Genomic DNA, 21,742 nt, shown 5'->3' with positions numbered 1-21,742 from the left:
GGGTCGGGCATGGGGAAGACGGTACCGAAGCGGGGGTGGCAGACCCCTGGCCTTTCCTGGAAGGGCGGGTCGTGACAGGAGCTGCCGTGACGCCGTCAGTCCCGCAGGCCGACCGTCCCCGCTCGGCTCTCCGGCGCCTCGATCAGGTTCTTCGCCACGGCGGCGGAGAGGTAGGACGTCGCGTCGTGTCGGCGCAGGGTGACGACCGAGGCGACGGCTCGCACCGCCAGGACGATCGGAGCGAAGCTCGGCCCTGAGGTCAACCAGTCTCCGATCGCGACGCCGACCTCGGTCATCGGGATCAGCAGAGTCATCGGATTGAGTCGCCCGCCGCCCTCGCCCTTCAGAGGCCCGGACGCTCGATGGAGTTCCGAGACACGCGCCTTGTAGGTGATCAGTGCATCCTCGAGCTCCCGGCCGTCCTCCGCCTCGGCGACGGCGAGCCGCACGTCCCGGAGGCTGTCGATGTACCGGGCGAGCAGCCTTCCCTTGCTCTGACGGAAGGCCACGATGTCGTCGAAGGTCGCATCCGGATGCGGCTCGGGGATGTCGTAGAGCGTGAGGGCGAGAGCCCGTTGGTCGGTGGCGTCGTCGATCGCGAACAGCGCCTGCCGGGCCGTCGCGGTCGTGACCACGCCGTACTGCCAGCCCTTCGCCTGGCAGAGGCGCCGGCCGCAGATCGCGAGCAGCCCGGGGACCAGATTCTCCCTGCTCGCCCGGAACTCGGAGCCGTCGCGAGAAGCCGGCCTGAGGTAGTCGTTCTCGACGAGCCAGTGCTCCAGCTCGTAGGGGAGCTTGCGGGCGAACAGCCTGTCGGACTGCTTCCAGTCGTCGGTCGTGAAGGTGTACCGCTCAGCGGCGTCGATGCACTCGCGGACGGCTCGCTCTCGAGCGAGCTCGTCGAGATCGTCGAGATGGGCGGGAATCCACCAGCCTCGCTCCTTCATCTCGGCCATGGCCTCGGTGGGTGGGAACCCGCGCGGAGCGATCGTCGAGAACCGCTCGCTCAGCAGCAGGGCCTTCTTCTTCTCGGCCTCGGGCGGAACGATGAGCGGCGACAGCAGGAGGGTGTCGTCGAGCATTGGGTTCATCAGTTCTCCGATTGTCTGGCTTGCGGCGGTGCGAGAAATTACTCAGAACCCTCGTCCTACGGGCGAAGCTTCCTGAACCAGCGCGCGAGCCGCGTGCCTGACTCTGTGGTAGAGGGCACCGTTTCCCGTTCAGCGATGGAGCGTTGCTCCTTTCGTGCGTGGTCGGCTTCGCGATTAGCTTCGATCTTCTGAGTCGACCATTGGTCCGACCAGATGACGTCGCCGCGCCGAATCAAGTAGTGCGATCTACACGGAAAGCTCCAGTTCCCGATGGATGGTGTCAGGCTGACGGAGACGCCGTTGAAGATGATGGACCAGTCGTCGGGTGACAGTGGAGTGACGACGTTGATTCCGCATCCACACGCGCAGCGGTGAAGCGCGCTGGCGTAAGGCGTGGAGACGTAGACCGTCCCCGGGGCGGGCGTGGTTGGGAACTCGTCGATGAACTCGTAGTCGAACGTGTGGGTCTTCATGCCGAGTCCTCGTTTGCGATCGCGTTGCTGTCGATCATGAAGATCGAGGTGTCGGTGACGTCCAGGTCGAGGAAGAACCCGAGGTGCTTTTTGAACCTGATGACGGCGAGGGCAGCGTTCAAAGCGTTGAGGTCGGCGATCTGGATGTTCTGCGTGTACTCGTTGGCGCTGTCGTCACCGAACGAGATCCGGCTGCGGGCATCGGCCCGGCTCTGCTGGTCGTTCCGGCTGAGTGTTGTTCTGACGAGGCCGCCGAGCGCGCCGAGTCGCTCGTAAATGCCCATGCCGACGTCGATGAAGTCGATTCCGACCGTCTCAAGGTGCGTGACGATGACCTCCTTGGCCGGGCCGTCGTCGATCGCGAGGAACACGAAGTCGGTGTCGTCTAGCTGGCTCAGGTTGGTGGCATCGATGTTGATCGGGTGCGGAAAGATTCCCTTCCTCATCGCGGCGTATCGGCCTGCGAGGTAGTTGACCTTGTATGGGGTGGAGCCAAGTTCGTCGAGGGTGGGGGCGCCGGGAGCGCGGAACGCGTTGTGCTGCAGGAAGCGATCTCCGTCGAAAAGGTGGAGTTCGCCGATGGGTGTTTTGGCCAGGAGGTCAAGGATGTAGGCGCCGGTGCCGCCGACTCCGATGATCGCGACCTTACCGATCTGGAGCTTGCTGGCGACCATCGCAATCCCCGCTCGGCTGGAGGCGGTGTCGAGGTAGTTGAAGACGCTGGTGTCGTCCTCATCGGTGACGGGCGCGAAGGTCTGGGCGATTGCGTCTGGGTCCAGGGCCTGGGCTTCCTGCAGCAAGATCGTCGCGTAGGTGCTCATCTTTGCGAAGTAGTCCGGGTAGAGCCCGGAGGGGACCGGCTTGTGCGAGAACATGAAGTTCACGGCGAGATTTGTTGTGAGCTGGGCGTCGTAGACCGCGTGGATCAGGTTGTCGAGCGGGGTGCCGTCTGCCGTGCACGGCGTCTCGCCGATGAAGTAGACCACGTGGGTGTCTGGTGAGGTGGTGGTTTCGCCGCTGAGGGTGAGCGTGGAAACGAGGGAGCCGTAGGTGACCTGGCGAGCAGCGTTGACGTAGGGGACGTGGGAGAGGACGAGGTGCCCGTCGATGACGGACACCTCGTATCCCTGGTCACGCAGCTTCTGCAGGTCGGCGCTACGACTTATCAGTCGCTGTGACATTGAAGATGGTTCCGTTCTTGATCGTGACGCTCTCGCCGGCGCGCAGCGTTCCGGTGGGGCGGGGGCCGGCGCCACGGGTGTAGCCGACCGTGAAAATGAGCTGGGAACCGGTGGGCGGCGCGGGGAACGCGAGTCCGACGATGGTCTCGAAGGAGACGATCGGGCCGGCGACGGTGTGCCTCTCCGTGTTGACTCGGATCTCGAAGGTGGTGCGCTCGGGCGCCTTGGTGAAGAAGCGATCGCCGTCTCTGATGAGGATGATCTCGTCTTCGGCGATGGGGTCGTCGAGGTCGTCGTAGATGTCCTTCCAGATGCGGTGGTCATCCCGAATCGCCGGTGAAGTGAGCTCGCGCAACTTCTGCTCCATCACGGCACCGGCTGGGACCCGGTAGGGCGCGGAGTCGATGTAGATGGTGATGGGCGTGTTCGTGAAGAAGCGCAGGTCGCTGGCGATGGTGATGGTGGACTCCGGCGGAACCGGGACGTCCTGCGCGTCCGGGAGGTCGAGCCACAGTTCGTTGGCCGCCGGACTGGTGAGTTCCCGCAGTTCTTGGCCGGTGATGTCACCGTGCTCGAGCTGGAAGGTGGTGTTGTCGATGGTGATTACCGCGGAAAGCGGCCGAGCTGAGTTGTTCATTGTTCTCCTGACCGGGCCCAGGATGAGCCCTCGCAAGGAACAGACGATGTAACTCTGAGGCTTCGTCAGGCGGCGCAGTCGGAGCAGATGCCTTCGGTCGCCGACGCCTCTGCTGACCCCTTTAGGAGGAAGCAGTCGGTGCAGAGGAATTCGGCTGGGGCTGTGATGGAACAGGCGCAACGGCCGCACTCGGTGCAGGTCGGCTGATGGCAGACGGAGCAGACGTCTTTCGGCCCGGCCAGGAACTCGGCGGCGCAAGCGAGGTGGGGGCACACGTACCAGCGGCCGTAGGGAGCGCTTTCGTGTCGGGCGATGGATAGTGTCCATGGCACTCGTTCGATCGCGGCGACGATGATGAAGCCGGTGCCAGCAGGCGTAGCTTGCATGAAATAGATGTCGCCGGCCAGCGCGGTTCCGTAGGCAAACTGTCCCCGCGCCGTAACTGTCTCGTTCGCGTGAGCGCGCTCAATGGCCGACCAAATCGCCGTGGCAGTTTGGTCGCTTCGCTGCCCTGGTCGGATCGCGGTCGTCGATGTCGCGAACGTGACGATGCCGTCGGCGTTGAGGACGACAACGTGGCCGTCGCCATCGATCTGTCGACGAGCTCGCATCGCGACTGCTGAGCGAGATACCGTCCCGAGCGTCTGCCAAAGCTGAACGACCGATTCGGCGGAGGGCGTTCCTCTGCCGAGCAGGCTGGTCGCGGCCGCTTCCGGGATCAGGATCGCCGCGGCGAAAGTGTCGCAAGCTTCCTCCTCTAGCGCAGCTCCGCCGTCCGGACGCTCCACGAGCGAGTTAAGAAGCTCCTCGTCGGTCATCTGAAGGTGATGCCCGAGCTCGTGCAGAGCGGTGAAGTTCATCCGCTGTCGGGTCTCGGAGAACGCAATACCGATCCGAGGCGGTGTTTCCTCCCCCCGGTAGAGTCCGGCTACGTCACATCTCGAATCTGACTCCGCTCGCGAGGGTTCAAAGTCGAAGACGTCGACTTCGTTCCACTCCTCGAGCCAGCGGATGGGGTCTTGACGGATCTCCTCCAGCGAGATGTCGCCTCGAGCTTGCAGCGACGCAATCATGCGGCTGACGTAGTGCGGAGCATCAAGTCGCGCGTGGATCCGGGCAGCGCGGTTGACGTCAGTCATTACGCTCCAGCTCGGACTGTAGGTAGCTATGGATTCGCGCACGCACGCTCGCGGTCTCGAGGTTGTTGCCCTGCCGCGCAGCGAGCGCGTACGAGCCGTAGGCCACGGAGCGCCAGACTTCCGAGTCCGACTTACGGCGCTGTCGCGCCAGGTTTCGCACTGGTCTGCGGTAGGCAGCGGACTGCAGCTCGTCCTGCCACTGCTGGGGCAGAGTCGGGTTGGAGGAAAGGATCTCGTTCGCGGTCAGAGGTACCGCGGCGGCGAGGGCTTCCGCTTCCTCGGATGTGACGGGTCGCCGGTTACGAAGAATGTTCGCGCCTACGACGAGGGGCTGGCCAAGCGCTTCCGCGATTTGCCGCGGAGAGATGTGAAGTCCCAGTAGACGCTCACGCAACGTGCCGTCACCTTCGCTGTCTCTGGTCAACGCCGCGAGCGTGTCGAGGGGTTCGGTCATCTGTGATTCGAGAACTTGATCGATGATCGGACCCGTCGTCAGTCTTGTTAAGGGGACGGATCCGAACGCGGCATCGAGGGTGAGCGGCGCGATGTTTCGGGCCTGGCTCCAGAGAACGACGGCCGGCTGCCCCGCGAGCGCGACCTGGTCCTCCTCGTTGAAGATCAGGTCGTCGAAGTCAAAGAAGAACGGAGCAACGCGGATCGAGATCTCAGTGGCCTCGAGGATGACAACGAGAGTTGCAGTTTCGTCCCAGAGAGCCCGCCAGACCTCACCAGGCTCGGGCGTGAGCGCCTCGACCTGTTGGGGGATTTTGATCCTCCTGCCCAGCTCAATCAAGTCGGCGCGGGTCAGAGGAGGTAGGTCGATCATGACGACGTCCTCTCTGTAGTCGGTGATCTCACGTGAACGGACGACCTAACTTGCAACCATGCCGGAGGGCGAACACCATCGCGCGGCGAGGCTCACTGCATCACGCCCGACGTCGCTGCCCCCGTAGATGCGAAGACGCTCGAAGAGCGCGTCGCGGGCGGGGTTCAACGCCGACAGGTCTGCGGCCGTGCCCACGTTCCCCAGGATACGGATCTCCGCAACGGACAAGTCGTTGTAGATCGTCCGCGCGAGCACCGCGACCTCGTCGTCTAGGTCAAGGGACAACGTAGGCGGTGGACTGCTCGCCGATCCGGGCGACGTCGGTTCGGCGGAGTCGAGGGCGAAGCGGCGGTAGAGAAAACGGGCGAGGAGCTGAGCGCGTATCGCGCCAGCGGTCCGAAGCAAAGCCTCGTGACTCAGAGTGAGAAGTGACTCGCGAACGGGCCTCGGCGTCGGGCCGGCTCTGTTGAGGCGATAGATCGGCGCCACCTGAACGGATGCTGTCACGCGCTCCAGGTCCTCGAGATCTTCGGTCCAGACGGCGGAGCCGTTTGCCGGGATCGTCCACGCTTCTTCGCCGGCGAGCAGCGAAGTCGCACTGACGAAACGCTCGTCCTTCCCGAGCAGACCGCGCAACCGGAGCCGAAGCTTTCCCACCGGGGTCGCCTTTGCCTCATCGATCATGAACCGCCGGATGGAAGTGAGCAACAGCCGCTCTAGCGAGCGGTCGTCCGTTGCTGAGACCACGCACCCGATCGCCATACCGGACCCGCGAGGACTACCGAGGATGCTCCCGACGTAGTCGAGAACGGCCTGATCTGACCAGTTCCCATGCCCAAGTGGAGGCGGGAACGAGTTTGTCCGACTCGTCTGGCCCACGAGGCGAATCAGCAGATCCACCGTCTCCGGTCCAACTTCGCGCGACTCGGTCAACTCCCGGAACGCGGACATCAACCCGACCCTCAACTACAGAACAACCTCTTGTTCAACCTAGCCCCAACCACGGAAGCTCTCGTCCACGAGCCGAGCTACCCACCATGTAGAGAGTGTTGTGTAAAACATTAGCTTCCTGGGACTCGCGGTCGCCTCACGGGCGAAGCCCGAGCGCTCGTCGGATCTCGGGCGCACGTTTGTCTCGGCAAGGCGTCTCGTGGCGGGACGTCTCGCTTTGGGTTCGCGAGGGGGTTTTTGAGGCGGAGCCGCACCACAGTTGCTTGGCCTCGGGCGCACGTCCGATAGATCGTTGCGCTCGGCTGCACCTCGACGCGCCCGTCGCTGCTGGGATCCAGCAGCTGCAAGCTCTGCGTCGTGGCGCCCGGGGAGCAAGGCCGTAGTCGAGCGCTCTGGGGTGAGGATGCGCCTCGAGTGAGCCGAGGGGCAAGTCGGTGCCTTCGCGTGTTGCATCAGCCGATTCAGTCGGATCGTGATTGCTCTACTCACACCGCCACCCTGCTGACGGAGCGCGGGTCATCCGATTGTCGTTCGAGGTGCGTCGGGAGCGTCAGTGTGCCCTTGCGCGAGGGAGGGAGCCCGTCGCGGCGCGCGCCGTCACCCTTCTACTTCCGCCGGTTCAGCACCTTCGTCCCCACCCCTGCGATCGCAGCTCCCACGATCGGCGCGACCAGGAACACCCACACCTGCCCCAGCGCATCCGGCCCCGCGAACACCGCGGCAGCGATCGATCGCGCCGGGTTCACCGACGTGTTGCTCACCGGGATGCTGATCAGGTGCACGAGCGTCAGCGTGAAGCCGATGGCCAGCGGCGCGACGGCCTTGTACTCGCTCTTGGCGGTGACGGAGAGGATGACGGCGACGAAGACGGCGGTCAGGACGATCTCGGTCAGCAGAACCGCGCCGAGGCCGAAGCCGCCGGGGGAGGCGGCGCCGTAGCCGTTGGAGGCGAAGCCGGAGTCGCGGGCGGCGGCGAGGTAGCCGGCGGGGCCGTCGGCGGCGACGAGGAAGACGACTCCGGCTCCGACGAGTCCGCCGAGGATCTGGCTGACGATGTAGCCGGGGATGTGCTTCCACTCGGTCCGGCCGGCGATGGCGAGGCCGATGCTGACGGCGGGATTGAAGTGGCCGCCGGAGATGTGGCCGACGGCGTAGATGCTGGCCATCACGGTGAGGCCGAAGGCGAGCGCGACGCCGAGGAAGCCGACTCCGAGGGCGTTGCCGGAGTCGGGGAAGGCGGAGGCGAAGACCGCGGTGCCGACGCCGCCGGCGACCAGGAGGAAGGTGCCGAACGCCTCCGACGCGTAGCGCGCTCCGGCCGAGTACTGCTCGGCGTGCTCGGTGCGCTGCTCGCTCGTGGTGCGGCTGGCGGAGTGGGGGCGGGCCATGATCGTTCTCTCTCTCGGGTCGGGGGAGTGCCTGCGGGGTCACCGGGCACCGGGACACTCCAGCACCCGGCAGGCGGGCCGGAGCCGGGACGCGGAGGGCTCTCAGACTCCGCCGTACGACGGTTCCGTGAGCGGCCTGGCGCCACTCGCTCGGCGGCCATCCCGGGCGCCCATGCACAGGCGTCCGTCACCGTAGCGACCGGCCGACGCGTGCACGTCCCAGCACCGGGGACAGGCGGGAAACGGGCACAAAGTGGCACGTGCACCGCCTCATCCACCTCCCTCTTCTCCTCCGCGCGCCTCCCTGCTACGGTGCTCTGAACCGGTTTATAAAACCGGTTCAGACGCGGCGACGAGCGAAGGAGCTCCCATGGCGGGCAGACCGACGATCCTCGACGTCGCGCGTGAGGCCGGCGTGAGCAAGGCGCTCGTCTCGTTCGCGCTCAACGACCGGCCGGGCGTCTCGCCCGACTCCCGCGAGCGGATCCTCCGCGTCGCCGCCGAGCTCGGCTACCGGCCCAGCCTCACGGCCCGCTCCCTCTCCACCAGCGTCTCGTTCGCGGTGGGCCTCGTGGTGGCGCGCGACCCGGCGGTCATCGCGGCCGATCCGTTCTTCCCCTCCTTCATCTCGGGGGTCGAGCGGGTGCTCGCCGAGCGCGGCCGAGTGCTGGTGCTCAGCGTCGTCGACCCGGGCGCCTCCGAGGAGGCCGTCTACCGCACGCTCGCGGCCGACCGCCGCGTCGACGGCGTGTTCCTCACCGACCTCCGGCAGGACGACTCCCGGCCGGCGCTGCTCGCCGAGCTGCACATCCCGGCCGTCACGCTCGGGCGACTCGAGGGCTCCTCCTCACCCGCCGTCGTGATGGACGACTCCGCGGGCATCGCCGACGCCGTCCGGCATCTGGCGGAGCTCGGCCACCGCCGCATCGCCCACGTCGCGGGGCCGGACCACCTGCTCCACTCCTCCCGCCGCCGCGACGCCTTCACAGAAGCCTGCACGGTGGTGGGACTCGAACCCACCACCCCCATCGCTACCGACTTCAGCCCGCAGCAGGGCGCGGCGGCCACGGAGCGGCTGCTCGACAGCCCGACCCCGCCCACCGCGATCGTCTTCGGCAACGACCCGATGGCCATCGCCGGACTCGGCGTCGCGCACGCCCGCGGGCTCCGGCTCCCCGACGACCTCTCGATCACGGGCTTCGACGACTCCGAGATCGCCGCCCACGTCTACCCGTCGCTGACCTCGGCCCGCACGCGCCCCGCGCGCTGGGGCGAGGAGGCCGCCCGCACGCTGCTCGACCTCATCGAGTCCGGCAGCGCCCCCGACGTCGACCTCGAGCCCGCCGGGCTCGTGGTGCGCCACTCGACCGCTCCTCCGCGGCCGTCGACCCACTGAAGACGCGTGCGCACCGTCGCGCACGCCGGACAAGGAGAACACCATGGCCCCCTCGACGACGAGACGCTGGCTGACCGGGATCGCCACCGCCTCCCTCGCGACCCTCGCCCTCACCGCCTGCAGCGGTGGTGGCGGAGCGTCGACCGACCTCACCGCCACCGGACCGATCACCATCTGGTACTCGAACAACGAGCAGGAGGTGCAGTGGGGCAAGGCGATGGTCGACGCCTGGAACGCGGACCACCCGGACGAGGAGATCACCGGGCAGGAGATCCCCGCGGGCAAGAGCAGCGAGGAGGTCATCGGAGCCGCGATCACGGCCGGCAACGCGCCGTGCCTCGTCTTCAACACCGCCCCGAGCGCGGTCGGCCAGTTCGAGCGCCAGGGCGGACTCGTCGACCTCTCGAAATTCGACGGCGGCGCCGACTACATCGAGACCCGCAGCGGCGACCTCGCCGAGCAGTACCAGAACGCCGACGGCGAGTACTTCCAGATGCCGTGGAAGAGCAACCCGGTCGTCATCTTCTACAACAAGGACCTCTTCGCGAAGGCGGGCCTCGACCCCGAGAACCCGTCGCTGTCGACCTACGACGACTTCCTCGCCACATCGAAGACGCTGGTCGAGTCCGGAGCCGCGCCCGCCGCGATCCAGCCCGCGCCCACCAGCGAGTTCTTCCAGACCCAGTTCGACTTCATGCCGCTCTACGCCGCGGCCACCGGAGGGACGAGCCTCGTCGAGGACGGCGAGGCCACCTTCGCCGACGACGAGGGCTACGAGGTCGCCGACTTCTGGAAGAGCCTCTACGACCAGGGCCTCGCCGGCCGCGAGCAGTACCAGGGCGACGCCTTCGCCGACGGCCAGGCCGCGATGTCGATCGTCGGCCCCTGGGCGGTCTCGGTCTACGACGACCTGAACTGGGGCTCCGTCTCGGTGCCCACCCCCGACGGCACGCCCGCCGAGGACACCTGGACCTTCAGCGACGCGAAGAACGTCGGCCTCTACTCCGCCTGCGCCAACAAGGGCACCGCCTGGGAGGTGCTGAAGTTCGCGACCAGCGAGGAGCAGGACCGCTCGCTGCTCGAGACCACCGGCCAGATGCCGCTGCGCACCGACCTGCAGACCACCTACGCCGACTACTTCGAGGCGAACCCCGCCTACCAGCGCTTCGGCGACCAGGCGAGCCGCACCATCGAGGTGCCGTCGGGGCCGAACACCGTGCAGATGCTGCAGGCGATCCGCGACGCGTGGGGCAAGACGGTCATCTTCGGCGAGGGCGACGTGAAGACGGCGCTCGACGGAGCGGCCGAGACCGTCACCGGGCTCGCCGGCCAGCAGTGACCCGGCCGTGACCACCCTCACCCGCCGGCCCGCGCCGGCCGGGGCACCGGGGAAGCGGAGCCTCCTGCACCGCGTCCTCGGGCCCCAGCCCCTCGGGCTGCTGTTCGGCAGCCCCTACCTCCTCTTCGTGCTCGCGGTCTTCGCGTTCCCGGTCGTCTACTCGGTCTGGATCGCGTTCCACGACTTCTTCTTCGCGGCTCCCGGCGTGCAGGTGGAGCGGCCGTTCGTCGGCCTCGACAACTTCGTCACGGCGTTCTCGAGCCCGCAGGTCATCCGCTCCTTCGGCAACATCGGGATCTTCCTGGTGATCAACGTGCCGCTGACGGTCGTGCTCTCGCTCCTGCTCGCCGCGGCGCTCGACAAGGTCGTGCACCTGCGGACGTTCCTCCGCGTCAGCTTCTACGTGCCCTACGTCACGGCGAGCGTCGCGGTCGTCGGCGTGTGGCTTTTCCTCTTCAACGGGAACGGGCTGGTCAACAGCCTCCTCGGGCCGCTGGCGCCGAACCCGTCGTGGCTGATCAACGAGCAGCTCGCGATGCCGATCATCGCTCTCTACGTCACCTGGAAGCAGCTCGGGTTCTACATCCTGCTGTACCTGGCGGCGCTGCAGAACGTGCCGAAGGAGCTCTACGAGTCGGCGTCGACCGACGGCGCCGGACGCATCCGCCAGTTCTGGTCGGTGACCGTGCCCAGCGTGCGGCCCGCGACCCTCCTGGTGCTGCTGGTGTCGACCGTCACCGGGGCGAACCTCTTCACCGAGCCCTACCTCCTCACCGGCGGAGGCGGCCCCAACGGCGCGTCCGCCTCGCCCGTGCTGCTGATGTACCAGCTCGGGATCCAGCAGGGGCAGCCCGACGTGGCCTCGGCCATCGGCGTGGTCCTGGTGCTGCTGGTGCTGGTCATCGCCTATCTGCAGAACCGCTTCGCGGGGGAGAGGAACTCATGAGCACCCTGTCCAGTGCCGGAGGCGCCGCCTCGGCCGTGCCCGCCGCCGCCGCCCCGGAGAAGGCCCCGCGGAGGCGCCCCGTCGGCTCCAGCCGCGGAGCCGTGATCCTCCGCGGAGTCGTGCTCGCGATCGGCGCGATCGTCTTCCTCTTCCCCTTCTACTACATGATCGTCGGCTCCCTGCAGACGGATCCGGATCCGACGCTCGCGGGAGCGATCCCGGAGCCGGGCAACCTCACGCTCGACAACTACGTCAACGTGAACGAGCGGATCAGCCTGCTCACCGGACTGGTCAACTCCGGGATCTTCACCGGCGGCGTGCTGCTGTGCACCGTGTTCTTCGGCGTCCTCGCCGGATACGCGCTCGCGATGCTGCAGTGGCGGGGGCGCAACGCGGTGTTCGCGCTCGCCCTGCTGGTGCAGGTCATCCCGTTCCAGTTGCTGCAGATCCCGCTCTACGTGCTGATCGCGCGCGACTACGGCCTCGCGGACAGCCACCTCGGGATGATCCTGCCGTTCGCCATCAACTCGACGGCGGTGATCATCTTCCGGCAGTACTTCCTGCAGCTCCCCAAGGAGCTGTTCGAGGCGGCCCGGATCGACGGCGCCGGCGAGCTGAAGCTGCTGTGGACCATCGCGCTCCCGCTGGTGCGGCCCGCGCTGGTGACCGCCGTGCTGCTGACCTTCATCGGCCCCTGGAACGAGTTCCTCTGGCCGTTCCTCATCACCAAGGACGCGTCGCTGCAGCCGCTCGCCGTGTCCCTGGCCAACTACATCTCGAACGTGGCGTCGTCGACCGACAACCCGTTCGGGGCGATCCTCGCGGGAGCCGTCGTGCTCGCCGCGCCCGTCGTGGTGCTGTTCATCGTGTTCCAGCGCTACTTCGTCTCGACCGATCTCGGATCCGGAGTGAAAGGCTGACCATGTCTCCCACCCTCACCACTGTCCCCTACCGTCTCGAGCGCGTCGGCGTCGTGATGGAGCCCGCCCCGGGCGACGAGCTCGAAGCCGAGGGGGTGCTCAACCCCGGCAGCGGCCGCGGGCCCGACGGCGAGCTGTACCTCCTGCCCCGGATGGTCGCCGCCGGCAACGTCTCCCGCGTGGGCCTGGCCCGCGTGGTCGTAGAGGGCGGCGTTCCCGTCGGAGTCGAGCGCGAGGGCGTCGTGCTCGCGCCCGACCGCGGCTTCGAGCGCGGCGCGCACAACGCCGGCGTGGAGGATCCGCGGATCACGTTCATCGAAGCGCTCGGGCTGCACGTGATGACCTACGTCGCCTACGGGCCGCTCGGGCCCCGGACGGCGCTCGCCGTGTCGGAGGATCTCCGCGACTGGCGGCGCCTGGGCCCGGTGACCTTCGCCTACGACGACGCGCTCGACATCGACCTGGGCCTGTTCCACAACAAGGACTGCGTGTTCTTCCCCGAGATCGTCGCCGCTCCGGACGGCACCCGCTCGTTCGCGGTGCTGCACCGGCCGATGTGGGACCTCGGCGAGACGCGGCCGGGCGAGGGCGTGCGCCTCCCGGCCGGGATCGAGGACCCGCGGCAGAGCATCTGGATCAGCTACGTGCCGGTGGACGAGGTCGACCGCGACCTGGCGAGTCTCACGCGCTGGACGCGGCACCGGTTCCTCGCGGGCCCGGAGTTCCCGTTCGAGGAGCTGAAGGTCGGCGGCGGACCCGCGCCGCTGCGCGTACCCGAGGGGTGGCTGCTCATCCACCACGGGGTGACCGGAGTGATCGACAGCGCCTTCGCGCAGCAGCAGCACGTGAACTACTCGGCCGGAGCGATCCTCCTCGACGGCGACGACCCGTCGCGGGTGATCGCGCGCACCGCCGAGCCGCTGCTCGAGGCCGAGACGGAGGAGGAGCGCAGCGGGATCGTCCCGAACGTCGTCTTCCCGACGGCGATCGAGGAGATCGACGGGCAGCACTACGTCTTCTACGGCATGGCCGACTCGAAGATCGGCGCGGCCCGCCTCGTCCGCACGGACGGCTGACGCCGCTGATCGAGTCCGCCGGCGCCTCCCGCTGATCGAGCAGCCCGTATCGCGGGCCTATCGAGATCCGCCCCTCACACCCCACCCAAGGAGAGTTCGATGACGAACACGCTCACCAGATCGGCGGCCGTCCTGGCCGCCGCCGCCCTCACCGTCGGGGGCCTCGCCCTCGGCGCGACCCCCGCGCAGGCGGCCGACCCGCTGACGAACACGGCGCACCTCGACTTCCTCCTCGACACCGCCACTCCGGTGCCCGAGCCCGGCCACACCACCTACCGGCTCGACGAGGAGCCGACCCTGGTGATGCCGTGGACCTACGCCGACGCCCGCGACGGCGGCGCCTTCGAGCGCGTGGGCGGTGGCCGCCTCGATCCGGCGACCGGCGACTACGAGCAGGGCGCGTTCACCACCGACGACATCTCGCGTGCCGCGGTCGTCTACCTCCGCCACTGGCAGCAGACCGGATCGACCGAGAGCCGCGAGAAGGCCTTCGAGACGCTCCGCGCCCTCGCCTACTTCCAGACCACCGAGGGCGACGACGCCGGGAACGTGGTGCTCTGGATGCAGACCGACGGGGAGCTGAACGCGAGCGCCGAGCCGGTCGAGCTGCCGGACCCGAGCGACTCCGAGGACAGCTACTGGCTCGCCCGCACGCTCTGGGCGTTCGGCGAGGGCTACGCGGCGTTCCGCGACACGGATCCGGAGTTCGCCGCCTTCCTGCAGGATCGGCTGCGGCTCGGCGTCGCCGCGGTCGACCGCGAGGTTCTCACGCGCTACGGCGAGTACGCGCAGGCCGACGGCGTGCAGGTTCCGGCCTGGCTGATCGTCGACGGGGCCGACGCCACCTCGGAGGCGCTGCTCGGCCTCTCCGCCTACCTCGAGGCCGCTCCCGACGACTCCGCGGTGCGCTCGAGCACGGCCGAGCTCGCCGAGGGCGTCGCCGCCTACGCCCGCACCACGACCACGGAGGCGGACACCACCGCCTGGCCGTACGGCGCGATCCTGCCGTGGACGAAGTCGCGCACGCTCTGGCACTCCTGGTCGTCGCAGATGGCCGGCGGACTCGCCGCGTCGTCCGCGGCGCTCGACGACTCCTCGCTCCTCGAGCCCGCGCTCGTCGACGGCGCCCGCTTCGCTCCGGAGCTGCTCACCGCCGGCGGCCCCGACAACGGCTGGAACCCCACTCCGACCGACCGCGTGCAGATCGCGTACGGAGCCGACTCCCGCCTGCAGAACTCGCTCGCCCTGGCCGACGCCACCGGCTCCAGCGCCTTCACCGACCTCGCGGCCGTGCAGGGCGCCTGGTTCTTCGGCCTGAACCGCAGCCTCGGCCCGGTCTACGACCCGGCCACCGGAGTCGTCTTCGACGGCGTCCAGGCCGACGGGTCCGTCAACCGCAACAGCGGCGCCGAGAGCACGATCCACGGCCTGCTGGCGATGCTGGCGCTCGACGAGCACCCGGATGTCGCCGACCGCGCCCGCTCCGTCGCCACCGAGCGCTCGCGCGACGGGCTGACGCTGGTCGAGGCCGAGAGCGCGCGCGGCGGAACCGTCGTCACGCCCGAATCGTCTTGGACGGGGGAGGCCGGCTGGAGCGGCTCGTACCTCTCGCTGACCGACCCGCGCCGCGCGATCTCGATCCCGATCGGCCCGTCCACGCAGGACCGCGTGGTGGAGGCGGTCATCGACCAGCCGCAGCGCGGTACGGAGCGCACGCCGCTGAGCGTCTGGACGTCGGGCTCGCGCCCGCTCGACCTGCTCCGCTCGACCGTCGGGGCGCAGGGGGTCACGGAGGCGTCGGGCGCGCTGCTCCCGGAGAAGCTCCGCCGCACCGTGCCGGCCGGCTCGTCGAGCGTCGAGGTCCGCCCGTTGAGCGGCCGGACGCGCCTCGATGCGCTGCTGGTGCGCCCGCTGGTGACGCGCCTCGTGGTCGGAGGAGAGGGCGGCCGCACCGAGCTGATCCGCAACTCCACCGACGGCGTGCGCACCACGGCGATCGGCGTCTCGGGCGGCTCCGGCACGCTGCGCGTCTACTCGCAGGACGGCGCGCTCGTGAGCGAGTCGTCGCCGTCCGGTGCCGTCTCCGTGCAGCTGCCCGCGCAGGGCTTCGCGGTGCTGGTGGGCTGAGGTCGGCCTGCTGGTCGAGTAGCCGCTACTCGATCGGCAGGGGGCGGTGAGTCCACGGAAGTCGCGGTACTCGCGTTCGAGTACCGCGACTTCTGCGTTCCCGCGGGGCGAGGGCAGCGGGGAGGCGCGCGGCTAGGCGGGGACCATCAATTCAATGAGAGCGCTCTCTCGAAAACGCTTGACCTCTCCGCGGGGGCGTGCGTAAGCTCGCCGCACACCTCGTGAGAGCGCTCTCACATTCGCGGAACAGCACGCGTGAGAGCGCTCGCAGGGGTGCCCCACCACCATCACGAAGGAGTGACCGTGCCCTATTCACGACGCACCAGGATCGCCGCGGCGATCGCCGGCGCCTCGGCCCTCGCCCTGATCGTCACCGGATGCTCGTCGGGATCCGACGCCTCCGAGGGCGGCGAGATCGAGCTGACCGTCACCACGTTCAACGCCATGGGCTTCGACGAGCTCTACGGCGAGTACGAGGACGCCAACCCGGGGATCACCATCGTCCCGAACAACATCGACACCGGCGGCAACGCGCGGACCGACGCGTTCACCAAGCTCGCCGCCGGCTCCGGACTCGCCGACGTCGTCGCCATCGAGGAGGGCTGGCTCGGCTCCGTCATGGAGGTCTCGGACCAGTTCGTCGACCTGCGCGACCACGGCATCGAGGACCGCAAGGCCGACTGGGTCGACTGGAAGTACGAGCAGGCGACCGACCCCGAGGGACGCGTCATCGGCTACGGCACCGACATCGGACCCGAGGGCCTCTGCTACAACACCGCAGCCTTCGAGGCCGCCGGCATGCCCACCGACCGCGCCGCCGTCGCCGAGATGCTCGGCGGACCGGACGCGACCTGGGACGACTACTTCGCCGCCGGCCAGAAGTACCACGACGCGACCGGCAAGGCGTGGTTCGACCACTCCGGATTCGTCTGGAACGCCATGGTCAACCAGCTGCCCGAGGGGTACTACACCTCCGACGGCGAGCTGAACGTCGAGGGCAACCCGGAGCTCGAGGAGCGCTGGGGCCAGCTGACCGACGCCACCGCCTCCGGACTCTCGGCCGCGCAGAAGGCGTGGGACTGGAACAAGGGCAAGTCGTTCACCGACCAGACCTTCGCCACCTTCGTCTGCCCGGGCTGGATGTTCGGCACGCTGAAGAGCAACGTCGAGGCCGGCGGCGGGAACGCCGAGGCCACCGGCTGGGACTTCGCTGACGTCTTCCCCGGCGGCCCCGCCAACTGGGGCGGCTCGTTCCTCTCCGTCCCGACCCAGTCGAAGCACCCCGCCGAGGCCGCCGCGCTGGCGTCGTGGCTCAGCGAGCCGGAGCAGCAGCTGAAGGCGTTCGAGGCGGCCGGACCGTTCCCGAGCACCCTCGACGCGCAGAAGGAGCTCGCCTCCGCGGCCGCTCCCGACCCCGGCATGAACGACTCCCCGACCGGCGCGATCCTCGCGCAGCGCGCCGAGGGCGTCGTCGCCCAGTACAAGGGCCCGGACGACTCGCTGATCCAGGAGAACGTCTTCGGACCGGTCCTGCAGAAGGTCGACCGCGGCGAGATCGACGGCAAGGAGGGCTGGAACGAGGCGCTCCAGCTCCTCGGCGAGCTCGTCGACTGATCCGGTCGGGCCGACGCCCGGGGGCTGACGCCTCCGGGACGACGCCCACCCGATCCGGGAGGTCCGGCCGCCACCGGACCTCCCGGTCCCCGTGCGGCCGGGCCGTCCGCATCCCGGGCCGCCCCGCCGCACGGGAGAAACGCTGCCGCCCGCCGGCCGAGGCCTCTCCGGCCCCGCCGCATCCCCTCCGACTCCGACTCGACCTCGAAGAGAGCGCCATGACGAGCACACTCACCCCGCCGGCCACGGCGACGCCCCCCGCGGGGAAGCGGCGCCCGGCGCCCCGACTCCCGCTGACCTTCCGCCAGCGCGCGAGCCGCTTCGACGTGAAGGCCTCGCCCTACCTCTACATCTCGCCGTTCTTCCTGCTCTTCGCGCTCACCGGCGCGTTCCCGCTGGTCTACACGCTCGTCGTGTCGCTCTACGACTGGCAGCTGCTGCAGGGCCAGGGCGACTTCGTCGGGTTCGCGAACTTCGCGGCCGTGCTCGGCGACCGCTTCTTCTGGAACTCGATCGTCAACACGCTGAGCATCTTCCTGCTCTCCACGATCCCGCAGCTCGCCGTCGCGCTGCTGCTCGCGGCCGCCCTCGACCAGGCGCTGCGGGCCAGCACCTTCTGGCGGATGAGCGTCCTGCTGCCGTACATCGTCTCGCCGGTCGCGGTCGCGCTGATCTTCTCGAGCGTCTTCAGCGACCAGGAGGGCCTGATCAACAATCTGATCGGCCTCGTGGGCATCAGCCCGATCGAGTGGACGAACGACCGCCTCGCCAGCCACGTCGCGATCGCGACGATGGTCAACTGGCGCTGGACCGGCTACAACGCCCTCATCCTCCTCGCCGCCATGCAGGCCGTGCCGCGCGAGCTGCACGAGTCGGCCGCGATCGACGGGGCGAACGCGTTCCGCCGCTTCCGCTCGATCACGATCCCCAGCATCCGGCCGACCCTGATCTTCGTGATCATCACCGCCACCATCGGCGGCCTGCAGATCTTCGCGGAGCCGCGCCTGTTCGACGTGTCGAACGCGGGCGGCATCGGCGGCTCGGACCGGCAGTTCCAGACCACCGTCCTCTACCTCTGGGAGATGGCGTTCTTCCGCCAGAACTTCGGCGAGGCGGCCGCGATCGCGTGGCTGCTGTTCCTCCTGATCGTGCTGATCGGCCTGCTGAACTTCGCGATCTCGCGGCGGATCGCCTCCGTCGAGAACCGGATCTCGCAGCGCTCGAAGCGGCGCTCCGCCCGCCCCGCGACCGCCGACGAGATCGCCGCCGCGGACCCCCTGCTCACCACCACCGGCCTCGGCCAGAACGAGAGCGAGCGATGACCGCCCCCGCCACCTCCGCCGCCTTCCCGGTGCGCCGCGTCCGCGCCTCCCGCGCCGGCCGCGTCGACCGGCCCGGCTTCCTCACCTACGGGCTGCTGAGCGCCTTCATCCTCGGCTCGACCTACCCGCTGTGGTGGTCGTTCGTCGTGGCGAGCGGCTCGAACGCGACCCGCAGCGAGACCCTGCCGCTCGTCCCGGGCGGCAACTTCCTCGCCAACGCGTCGCAGGTGCTGACGGCGATCCCGTTCTGGACGGCGCTGCTGAACAGCATCATCGTCTCGGGGATCATCACGCTGTCGGTCGTGTCGTTCTCGACGCTCGCCGGCTACGCCTTCGCGAAGCTGCGGTTCCGCGGGCGCGACGGCCTGATGATCGGAGTCGTCGCGACCATGGCGATCCCGACGCAGCTGGGCATCATCCCGCTGTTCATCCTGATGCGGCAGCTCGGCTGGACCGGCTCGCTCGGCGCCGTGATCGTGCCGACGCTGGTCACCGCGTTCGGCGTGTTCTTCATGCGGCAGTACCTGGTCGACGTGATCCCGGACGAGCTGATCGAGGCGGCGCGCGTGGACGGAGCGAACCAGTTCCGGACGTTCCTCACCGTCGCCGTCCCGGCGGCGCGACCGGCGATGGCGATCCTCGGGCTCTTCACGTTCATGATGGCCTGGACCGACTTCCTCTGGCCGCTGATCGTCCTCAGCCCCACGAACCCGACCCTGCAGACGGCGCTCGCGCAACTGCAGTCGGGCTACTACGTCGACTACTCGATCGTGCTGGCCGGCGCCGTGCTCTCGGTGATCCCGCTGCTGGTGCTGTTCCTGCTCGCCGGACGCCAGCTCATCGCGGGCATCATGAGCGGAGCGGTGAAGGGCTGACGCCCGGAGACTCCCGCGGGACCGGGTCGGGGGACATCGGACCGCGGGACGGGGGCCTCGGGCCCGGGGCCGTGGCGCCCCGGGTCCGGGGGTCGGGGGCTGCGGTGAGGGATCGGGCCGTGGACTGAGCGGTCGGCGGGTTCTCGACCCGGCCGGTCGTCGTGCTCGGAGCATCCCGACCACTGCCGCGCAGGATCCCGCCGATCACGCCCCGTTCGGGCCTCCTAGCCCGACCTGCCGCCGCCTAGGCTGGCGCGGAGGAGGCGACATGGAGCCGAAGGACCCGCGCGACGAGGACAACTCGAGCGGGCCGGCGCAGCCGCGTCCGGGGGACGGGCCGACGCCGTCCGAGCAGGCGCTGCGCGCCATCCGCGACGTCGCGAACGGGGCGGATCCGACGAGCGAGGCGTTCCGGCTGTCGAACGACTTCACGGACCGGCAGGCCGAGCGGCTCCGGAGCCTCCTCGCGCGCTTCCGCCGCGGGCGCTGACGGGCGCGGGGCGGCCTGCCGCCGGCGGCGGGCGATCGATCGCTGCGCGCCGGTCGTGTCGGCCATCGCCGAGGCGGCGCCCCCGATCGCCCGGCGCCACCCCGAACGGCCGCTATCCGAGCCCTCGCACGCCGCGGACTCGCTCCGGTGGCCCGCTCCGCCGCCCCGCATCACCCCCGAATGGCCGCGATCCGCGCCCCTTCACGCCGCTGACGCCCCGCACGAGCCCGCTCCTCCGGCGCTCGGCTAGCCTCGGAGGCACCCGCGAGGAAGGCCTGCATGACCCACGACACCGCCTCGGCCGCCCCGACCCTCGAAGCCGTCGCCGCGCTGGCCGGAGTCTCCCGCGCGACGGTCAGCCGGGTCGTCAACGACTCCCCGCGCGTGAAGGACGGTGCCCGGACGGCCGTGCTCGCCGCGATCGAGCAGCTCGGCTACGTGCCCAACCGCGCCGCGCGCTCCCTCGCCAGCCGCCGCACGCAGACCGTCGCTCTCGTGGTGCCGGAGTCGGCGGCGAAGGTGTTCGCGGATCCGTTCCTCGCCTCGGTCGTGCAGGGCGCCGCGATGGCCTTCGCCGGCACCGAGTACACGCTCACCATCGTGATCGCGTCGGAGGCGGCGCCCGAGAAGACGCGGCGCTACCTGCTCGGCGGCAACGTCGACGGCGCGCTCGTCGTCTCGCACCACAGCGGCGACCACTCCTACGCGCAGCTCGGCGCCTCCCTCCCTGTGGTCTTCGGCGGGCGGCCGCTGACGGAGGAGGGCGGCAGCTACTTCGTCGACGTCGACAACACCGGAGCGGCGCGCACGGTCACCGAGCACCTCCTGGGCCTCGGCCGCACGGCCCCCGCGATGATCGCGAGCCGCCAGGACATGCCCGCCGCGATCGACCGCCTGTCCGGCTGGCGCTCGGCCGTCACCGCCGCGGGGCTCGACGACTCGCTCGTCGAGTACGGCGACTACTCGCCCGAGGACGGCGCGACCGCCATGCGCCGCCTGCTCGACTCCGGCCGGCCGATCGACGCGGTCTTCGCCTCCAACGACCAGATGGCGGCGGGCGCCCTGACGGCGCTGCGCGAGCGCGGCCTCACGGTGCCGGGCGACATCGCGCTCGCGGGATTCGACGGCGACTACTTCGCCGAGGCGAGCGAGCCGCGCCTCACCACGGTGCGCCAGCCCTCCACGGGCCTCGGCGAGGCGATGGCGGACGTGCTGGTGCGCCTCCTGGCCGGCGAGGAGGTGCAGCGCGTGACGCTGCTGCCGACCGAGCTGCTGGTGCGCGGCTCCACGGTCGCGGGCGCCTGACCCCGCGCCGAGTGCGCTGACCCGTTCGCTGAGTCGCCTGGATCGGCTCCCCGCTGCGGCGTGTCGCGAGCCGATCCGGGCGACTCAGCGCGGGACGGGCTCGTCGGGGATCTCGAGCAGGTGGAAGGGGCCCCGGGGGAGCGGGCCTGTGCTCCACAGCGCGACGACGGCCCAGCCGAGGTCGGCGTGCGCGACGGCGCCCTCGGGCAGGGTCCGGGTGAAGAGCGCGTAGTCGATGCCGTCGAGGGGGAGGGCGCTCACGTCCCACGCGGGCCGATCGGCGGCCAGCTCCTGAGCCCGCGCCTCCGCCGCCGCCATCGCCGCTCGCGTCCGGTCCCCGGGCAGGCCGGCGGGGATCGCGGAGAGGAGGAGCGATCCGATCGCGAGCGCGGCCGTCGCGACCGGGTCGGTGACCACTCCGTGCACCGAGCCGCGCGGCCCGAGGCGGACACCGGTCAGCCGCAGCGTCCGGACCGAGTACGAGCCGCCGTCCCGCTCGGCGCGGACCGAGAGGTCGTCGACGGGCCCGTCGTCCGTCCGCCCGCTCCCGTCGACGGACCACGGATCGGAGACGGGGACCAGCGCGCGCACGCCCTCATCCGACTCCCTGCTGCGCCGCCGGTCAAGAGGCGCAGGGCGAGGACCG

At 69.5% G+C, this 21,742-nt stretch carries 20 protein-coding genes; 11 read left to right on the top strand and 9 right to left on the bottom strand.

Going from position 1 to position 21,742, the window contains the following annotated elements; translation table 11 throughout:
- Positions 1-95: 95 nt before the first annotated feature.
- The 8 genes from C5C10_RS04825 to aqpZ form a co-directional block, all read right to left on the bottom strand.
- The gene (locus C5C10_RS04825) at positions 96-1,091 is read right to left on the bottom strand and encodes a hypothetical protein (RefSeq protein WP_146082104.1); all 996 of its coding nucleotides are present in this window, start codon (positions 1,089-1,091) and stop codon (positions 96-98) included.
- Positions 1,092-1,147: 56 nt separating this feature from the next.
- Positions 1,148-1,564 carry a DUF6527 family protein gene (locus C5C10_RS04820; RefSeq protein ID WP_181073396.1) on the bottom strand — a complete coding sequence of 139 codons (417 nt, stop codon included), beginning with the start codon at positions 1,562-1,564 and terminating at the stop codon, positions 1,148-1,150.
- Positions 1,561-2,745 (bottom strand): ThiF family adenylyltransferase, encoded by a 1,185-nt coding sequence (locus tag C5C10_RS04815; protein ID WP_104328681.1) that lies wholly within the window; start codon positions 2,743-2,745, stop codon positions 1,561-1,563. The genes C5C10_RS04820 and C5C10_RS04815 overlap by 4 nt, the downstream gene beginning before the upstream one ends.
- Positions 2,720-3,382 (bottom strand): multiubiquitin domain-containing protein, encoded by a 663-nt coding sequence (locus C5C10_RS18035; protein ID WP_219813235.1) that lies wholly within the window; start codon positions 3,380-3,382, stop codon positions 2,720-2,722. Before C5C10_RS18035 ends, C5C10_RS04815 begins: the two co-directional genes overlap by 26 nt.
- A 65-nt stretch (positions 3,383-3,447) precedes the next feature.
- Complete coding sequence (locus C5C10_RS04805; RefSeq protein WP_104328680.1) at positions 3,448-4,521, bottom strand: ImmA/IrrE family metallo-endopeptidase; 1,074 nt, start codon at positions 4,519-4,521, stop codon at positions 3,448-3,450.
- Positions 4,514-5,347 (bottom strand): hypothetical protein, encoded by an 834-nt coding sequence (locus C5C10_RS04800; RefSeq protein WP_104328679.1) that lies wholly within the window; start codon positions 5,345-5,347, stop codon positions 4,514-4,516. The genes C5C10_RS04805 and C5C10_RS04800 overlap by 8 nt, the downstream gene beginning before the upstream one ends.
- A 45-nt stretch (positions 5,348-5,392) precedes the next feature.
- Positions 5,393-6,094: a hypothetical protein gene (locus C5C10_RS04795; protein ID WP_146082103.1), complete on the bottom strand. Its 702-nt coding sequence runs from the start codon at positions 6,092-6,094 to the stop codon at positions 5,393-5,395.
- Positions 6,095-6,903: 809 nt separating this feature from the next.
- Positions 6,904-7,686 (bottom strand): aquaporin Z, encoded by a 783-nt coding sequence (gene aqpZ, locus C5C10_RS04790; protein WP_104328677.1) that lies wholly within the window; start codon positions 7,684-7,686, stop codon positions 6,904-6,906.
- Positions 7,687-8,056: 370 nt separating this feature from the next.
- Here aqpZ and C5C10_RS04785 point away from each other — a divergent pair, with 370 nt between their 5' ends.
- The 11 genes from C5C10_RS04785 to C5C10_RS04735 all read left to right on the top strand — a co-directional run bounded on the left by C5C10_RS04785 (position 8,057) and on the right by C5C10_RS04735 (position 21,096).
- Entirely contained in the window at positions 8,057-9,082 is a 1,026-nt protein-coding gene (locus tag C5C10_RS04785) for a LacI family DNA-binding transcriptional regulator (protein WP_104328676.1), read from the top strand.
- 43 nt (positions 9,083-9,125) lie between these two features.
- Positions 9,126-10,421: an extracellular solute-binding protein gene (locus C5C10_RS04780; protein WP_104328675.1), complete on the top strand. Its 1,296-nt coding sequence runs from the start codon at positions 9,126-9,128 to the stop codon at positions 10,419-10,421.
- 7 nt (positions 10,422-10,428) lie between these two features.
- Positions 10,429-11,367, top strand: a complete 939-nt coding sequence (locus tag C5C10_RS04775; protein WP_104223956.1) for a carbohydrate ABC transporter permease — start codon at positions 10,429-10,431, stop codon at positions 11,365-11,367.
- On the top strand, positions 11,364-12,287 hold the full coding sequence (locus tag C5C10_RS04770; RefSeq protein ID WP_104315265.1) for a carbohydrate ABC transporter permease: 924 nt from the start codon (positions 11,364-11,366) through the stop codon (positions 12,285-12,287). Before C5C10_RS04775 ends, C5C10_RS04770 begins: the two co-directional genes overlap by 4 nt.
- Positions 12,288-12,289: 2 nt before the next feature.
- On the top strand, positions 12,290-13,363 hold the full coding sequence (locus tag C5C10_RS04765) for a glycosidase (protein ID WP_104257499.1): 1,074 nt from the start codon (positions 12,290-12,292) through the stop codon (positions 13,361-13,363).
- A gap of 99 nt (positions 13,364-13,462) precedes the next feature.
- Positions 13,463-15,490 carry a hypothetical protein gene (locus C5C10_RS04760; RefSeq protein WP_104328674.1) on the top strand — a complete coding sequence of 676 codons (2,028 nt, stop codon included), beginning with the start codon at positions 13,463-13,465 and terminating at the stop codon, positions 15,488-15,490.
- A gap of 303 nt (positions 15,491-15,793) precedes the next feature.
- Positions 15,794-17,104 (top strand): ABC transporter substrate-binding protein, encoded by a 1,311-nt coding sequence (locus tag C5C10_RS04755; RefSeq protein WP_104224001.1) that lies wholly within the window; start codon positions 15,794-15,796, stop codon positions 17,102-17,104.
- 218 nt (positions 17,105-17,322) lie between these two features.
- Complete coding sequence (locus tag C5C10_RS04750) at positions 17,323-18,426, top strand: carbohydrate ABC transporter permease (protein ID WP_104225835.1); 1,104 nt, start codon at positions 17,323-17,325, stop codon at positions 18,424-18,426.
- The gene (locus C5C10_RS04745; RefSeq protein WP_104274034.1) at positions 18,423-19,301 is read left to right on the top strand and encodes a carbohydrate ABC transporter permease; all 879 of its coding nucleotides are present in this window, start codon (positions 18,423-18,425) and stop codon (positions 19,299-19,301) included. The genes C5C10_RS04750 and C5C10_RS04745 overlap by 4 nt, the downstream gene beginning before the upstream one ends.
- 268 nt (positions 19,302-19,569) lie before the next feature.
- Positions 19,570-19,791 (top strand): hypothetical protein, encoded by a 222-nt coding sequence (locus C5C10_RS04740; protein ID WP_104328673.1) that lies wholly within the window; start codon positions 19,570-19,572, stop codon positions 19,789-19,791.
- 279 nt (positions 19,792-20,070) lie between these two features.
- Positions 20,071-21,096: a LacI family DNA-binding transcriptional regulator gene (locus tag C5C10_RS04735; RefSeq protein ID WP_104223963.1), complete on the top strand. Its 1,026-nt coding sequence runs from the start codon at positions 20,071-20,073 to the stop codon at positions 21,094-21,096.
- 84 nt (positions 21,097-21,180) lie between these two features.
- Here the strand turns inward: C5C10_RS04735 and C5C10_RS04730 are convergent, their stop codons facing one another.
- Entirely contained in the window at positions 21,181-21,687 is a 507-nt protein-coding gene (locus tag C5C10_RS04730) for a hypothetical protein (protein WP_104328672.1), read from the bottom strand.
- Positions 21,688-21,742: the final 55 nt, after the last annotated feature.

It is taken from the genome of Rathayibacter sp. AY1A3 (genome assembly GCF_002930975.1).
In the GTDB taxonomy this organism is placed as follows: domain Bacteria; phylum Actinomycetota; class Actinomycetes; order Actinomycetales; family Microbacteriaceae; genus Rathayibacter.
This window is presented reverse-complemented; position numbering and strand designations above follow the sequence as displayed.

What these genes read in the sequence shown, in the direction of transcription:
- C5C10_RS04765 (WP_104257499.1), top strand. Translation starts at nt 12,290, where the DNA reads ATGTCTCCCACCCTCACCACTGTCCCCTACCGTCTCGAGCGCGTCGGC.
- C5C10_RS04785 (WP_104328676.1), top strand. Translation starts at nt 8,057, where the DNA reads ATGGCGGGCAGACCGACGATCCTCGACGTCGCGCGTGAGGCCGGCGTG.
- C5C10_RS04825 (WP_146082104.1), bottom strand. Translation starts at nt 1,091, where the DNA reads ATGAACCCAATGCTCGACGACACCCTCCTGCTGTCGCCGCTCATCGTT.
- C5C10_RS04800 (WP_104328679.1), bottom strand. Translation starts at nt 5,347, where the DNA reads ATGATCGACCTACCTCCTCTGACCCGCGCCGACTTGATTGAGCTGGGC.
- C5C10_RS04750 (WP_104225835.1), top strand. Translation starts at nt 17,323, where the DNA reads ATGACGAGCACACTCACCCCGCCGGCCACGGCGACGCCCCCCGCGGGG.
- C5C10_RS04780 (WP_104328675.1), top strand. Translation starts at nt 9,126, where the DNA reads ATGGCCCCCTCGACGACGAGACGCTGGCTGACCGGGATCGCCACCGCC.
- C5C10_RS18035 (WP_219813235.1), bottom strand. Translation starts at nt 3,382, where the DNA reads ATGAACAACTCAGCTCGGCCGCTTTCCGCGGTAATCACCATCGACAAC.
- C5C10_RS04815 (WP_104328681.1), bottom strand. Translation starts at nt 2,745, where the DNA reads ATGTCACAGCGACTGATAAGTCGTAGCGCCGACCTGCAGAAGCTGCGT.
- aqpZ (WP_104328677.1), bottom strand. Translation starts at nt 7,686, where the DNA reads ATGGCCCGCCCCCACTCCGCCAGCCGCACCACGAGCGAGCAGCGCACC.
- C5C10_RS04735 (WP_104223963.1), top strand. Translation starts at nt 20,071, where the DNA reads ATGACCCACGACACCGCCTCGGCCGCCCCGACCCTCGAAGCCGTCGCC.
- C5C10_RS04820 (WP_181073396.1), bottom strand. Translation starts at nt 1,564, where the DNA reads ATGAAGACCCACACGTTCGACTACGAGTTCATCGACGAGTTCCCAACC.
- C5C10_RS04760 (WP_104328674.1), top strand. Translation starts at nt 13,463, where the DNA reads ATGACGAACACGCTCACCAGATCGGCGGCCGTCCTGGCCGCCGCCGCC.
- C5C10_RS04770 (WP_104315265.1), top strand. Translation starts at nt 11,364, where the DNA reads ATGAGCACCCTGTCCAGTGCCGGAGGCGCCGCCTCGGCCGTGCCCGCC.
- C5C10_RS04745 (WP_104274034.1), top strand. Translation starts at nt 18,423, where the DNA reads ATGACCGCCCCCGCCACCTCCGCCGCCTTCCCGGTGCGCCGCGTCCGC.
- C5C10_RS04740 (WP_104328673.1), top strand. Translation starts at nt 19,570, where the DNA reads ATGGAGCCGAAGGACCCGCGCGACGAGGACAACTCGAGCGGGCCGGCG.
- C5C10_RS04805 (WP_104328680.1), bottom strand. Translation starts at nt 4,521, where the DNA reads ATGACTGACGTCAACCGCGCTGCCCGGATCCACGCGCGACTTGATGCT.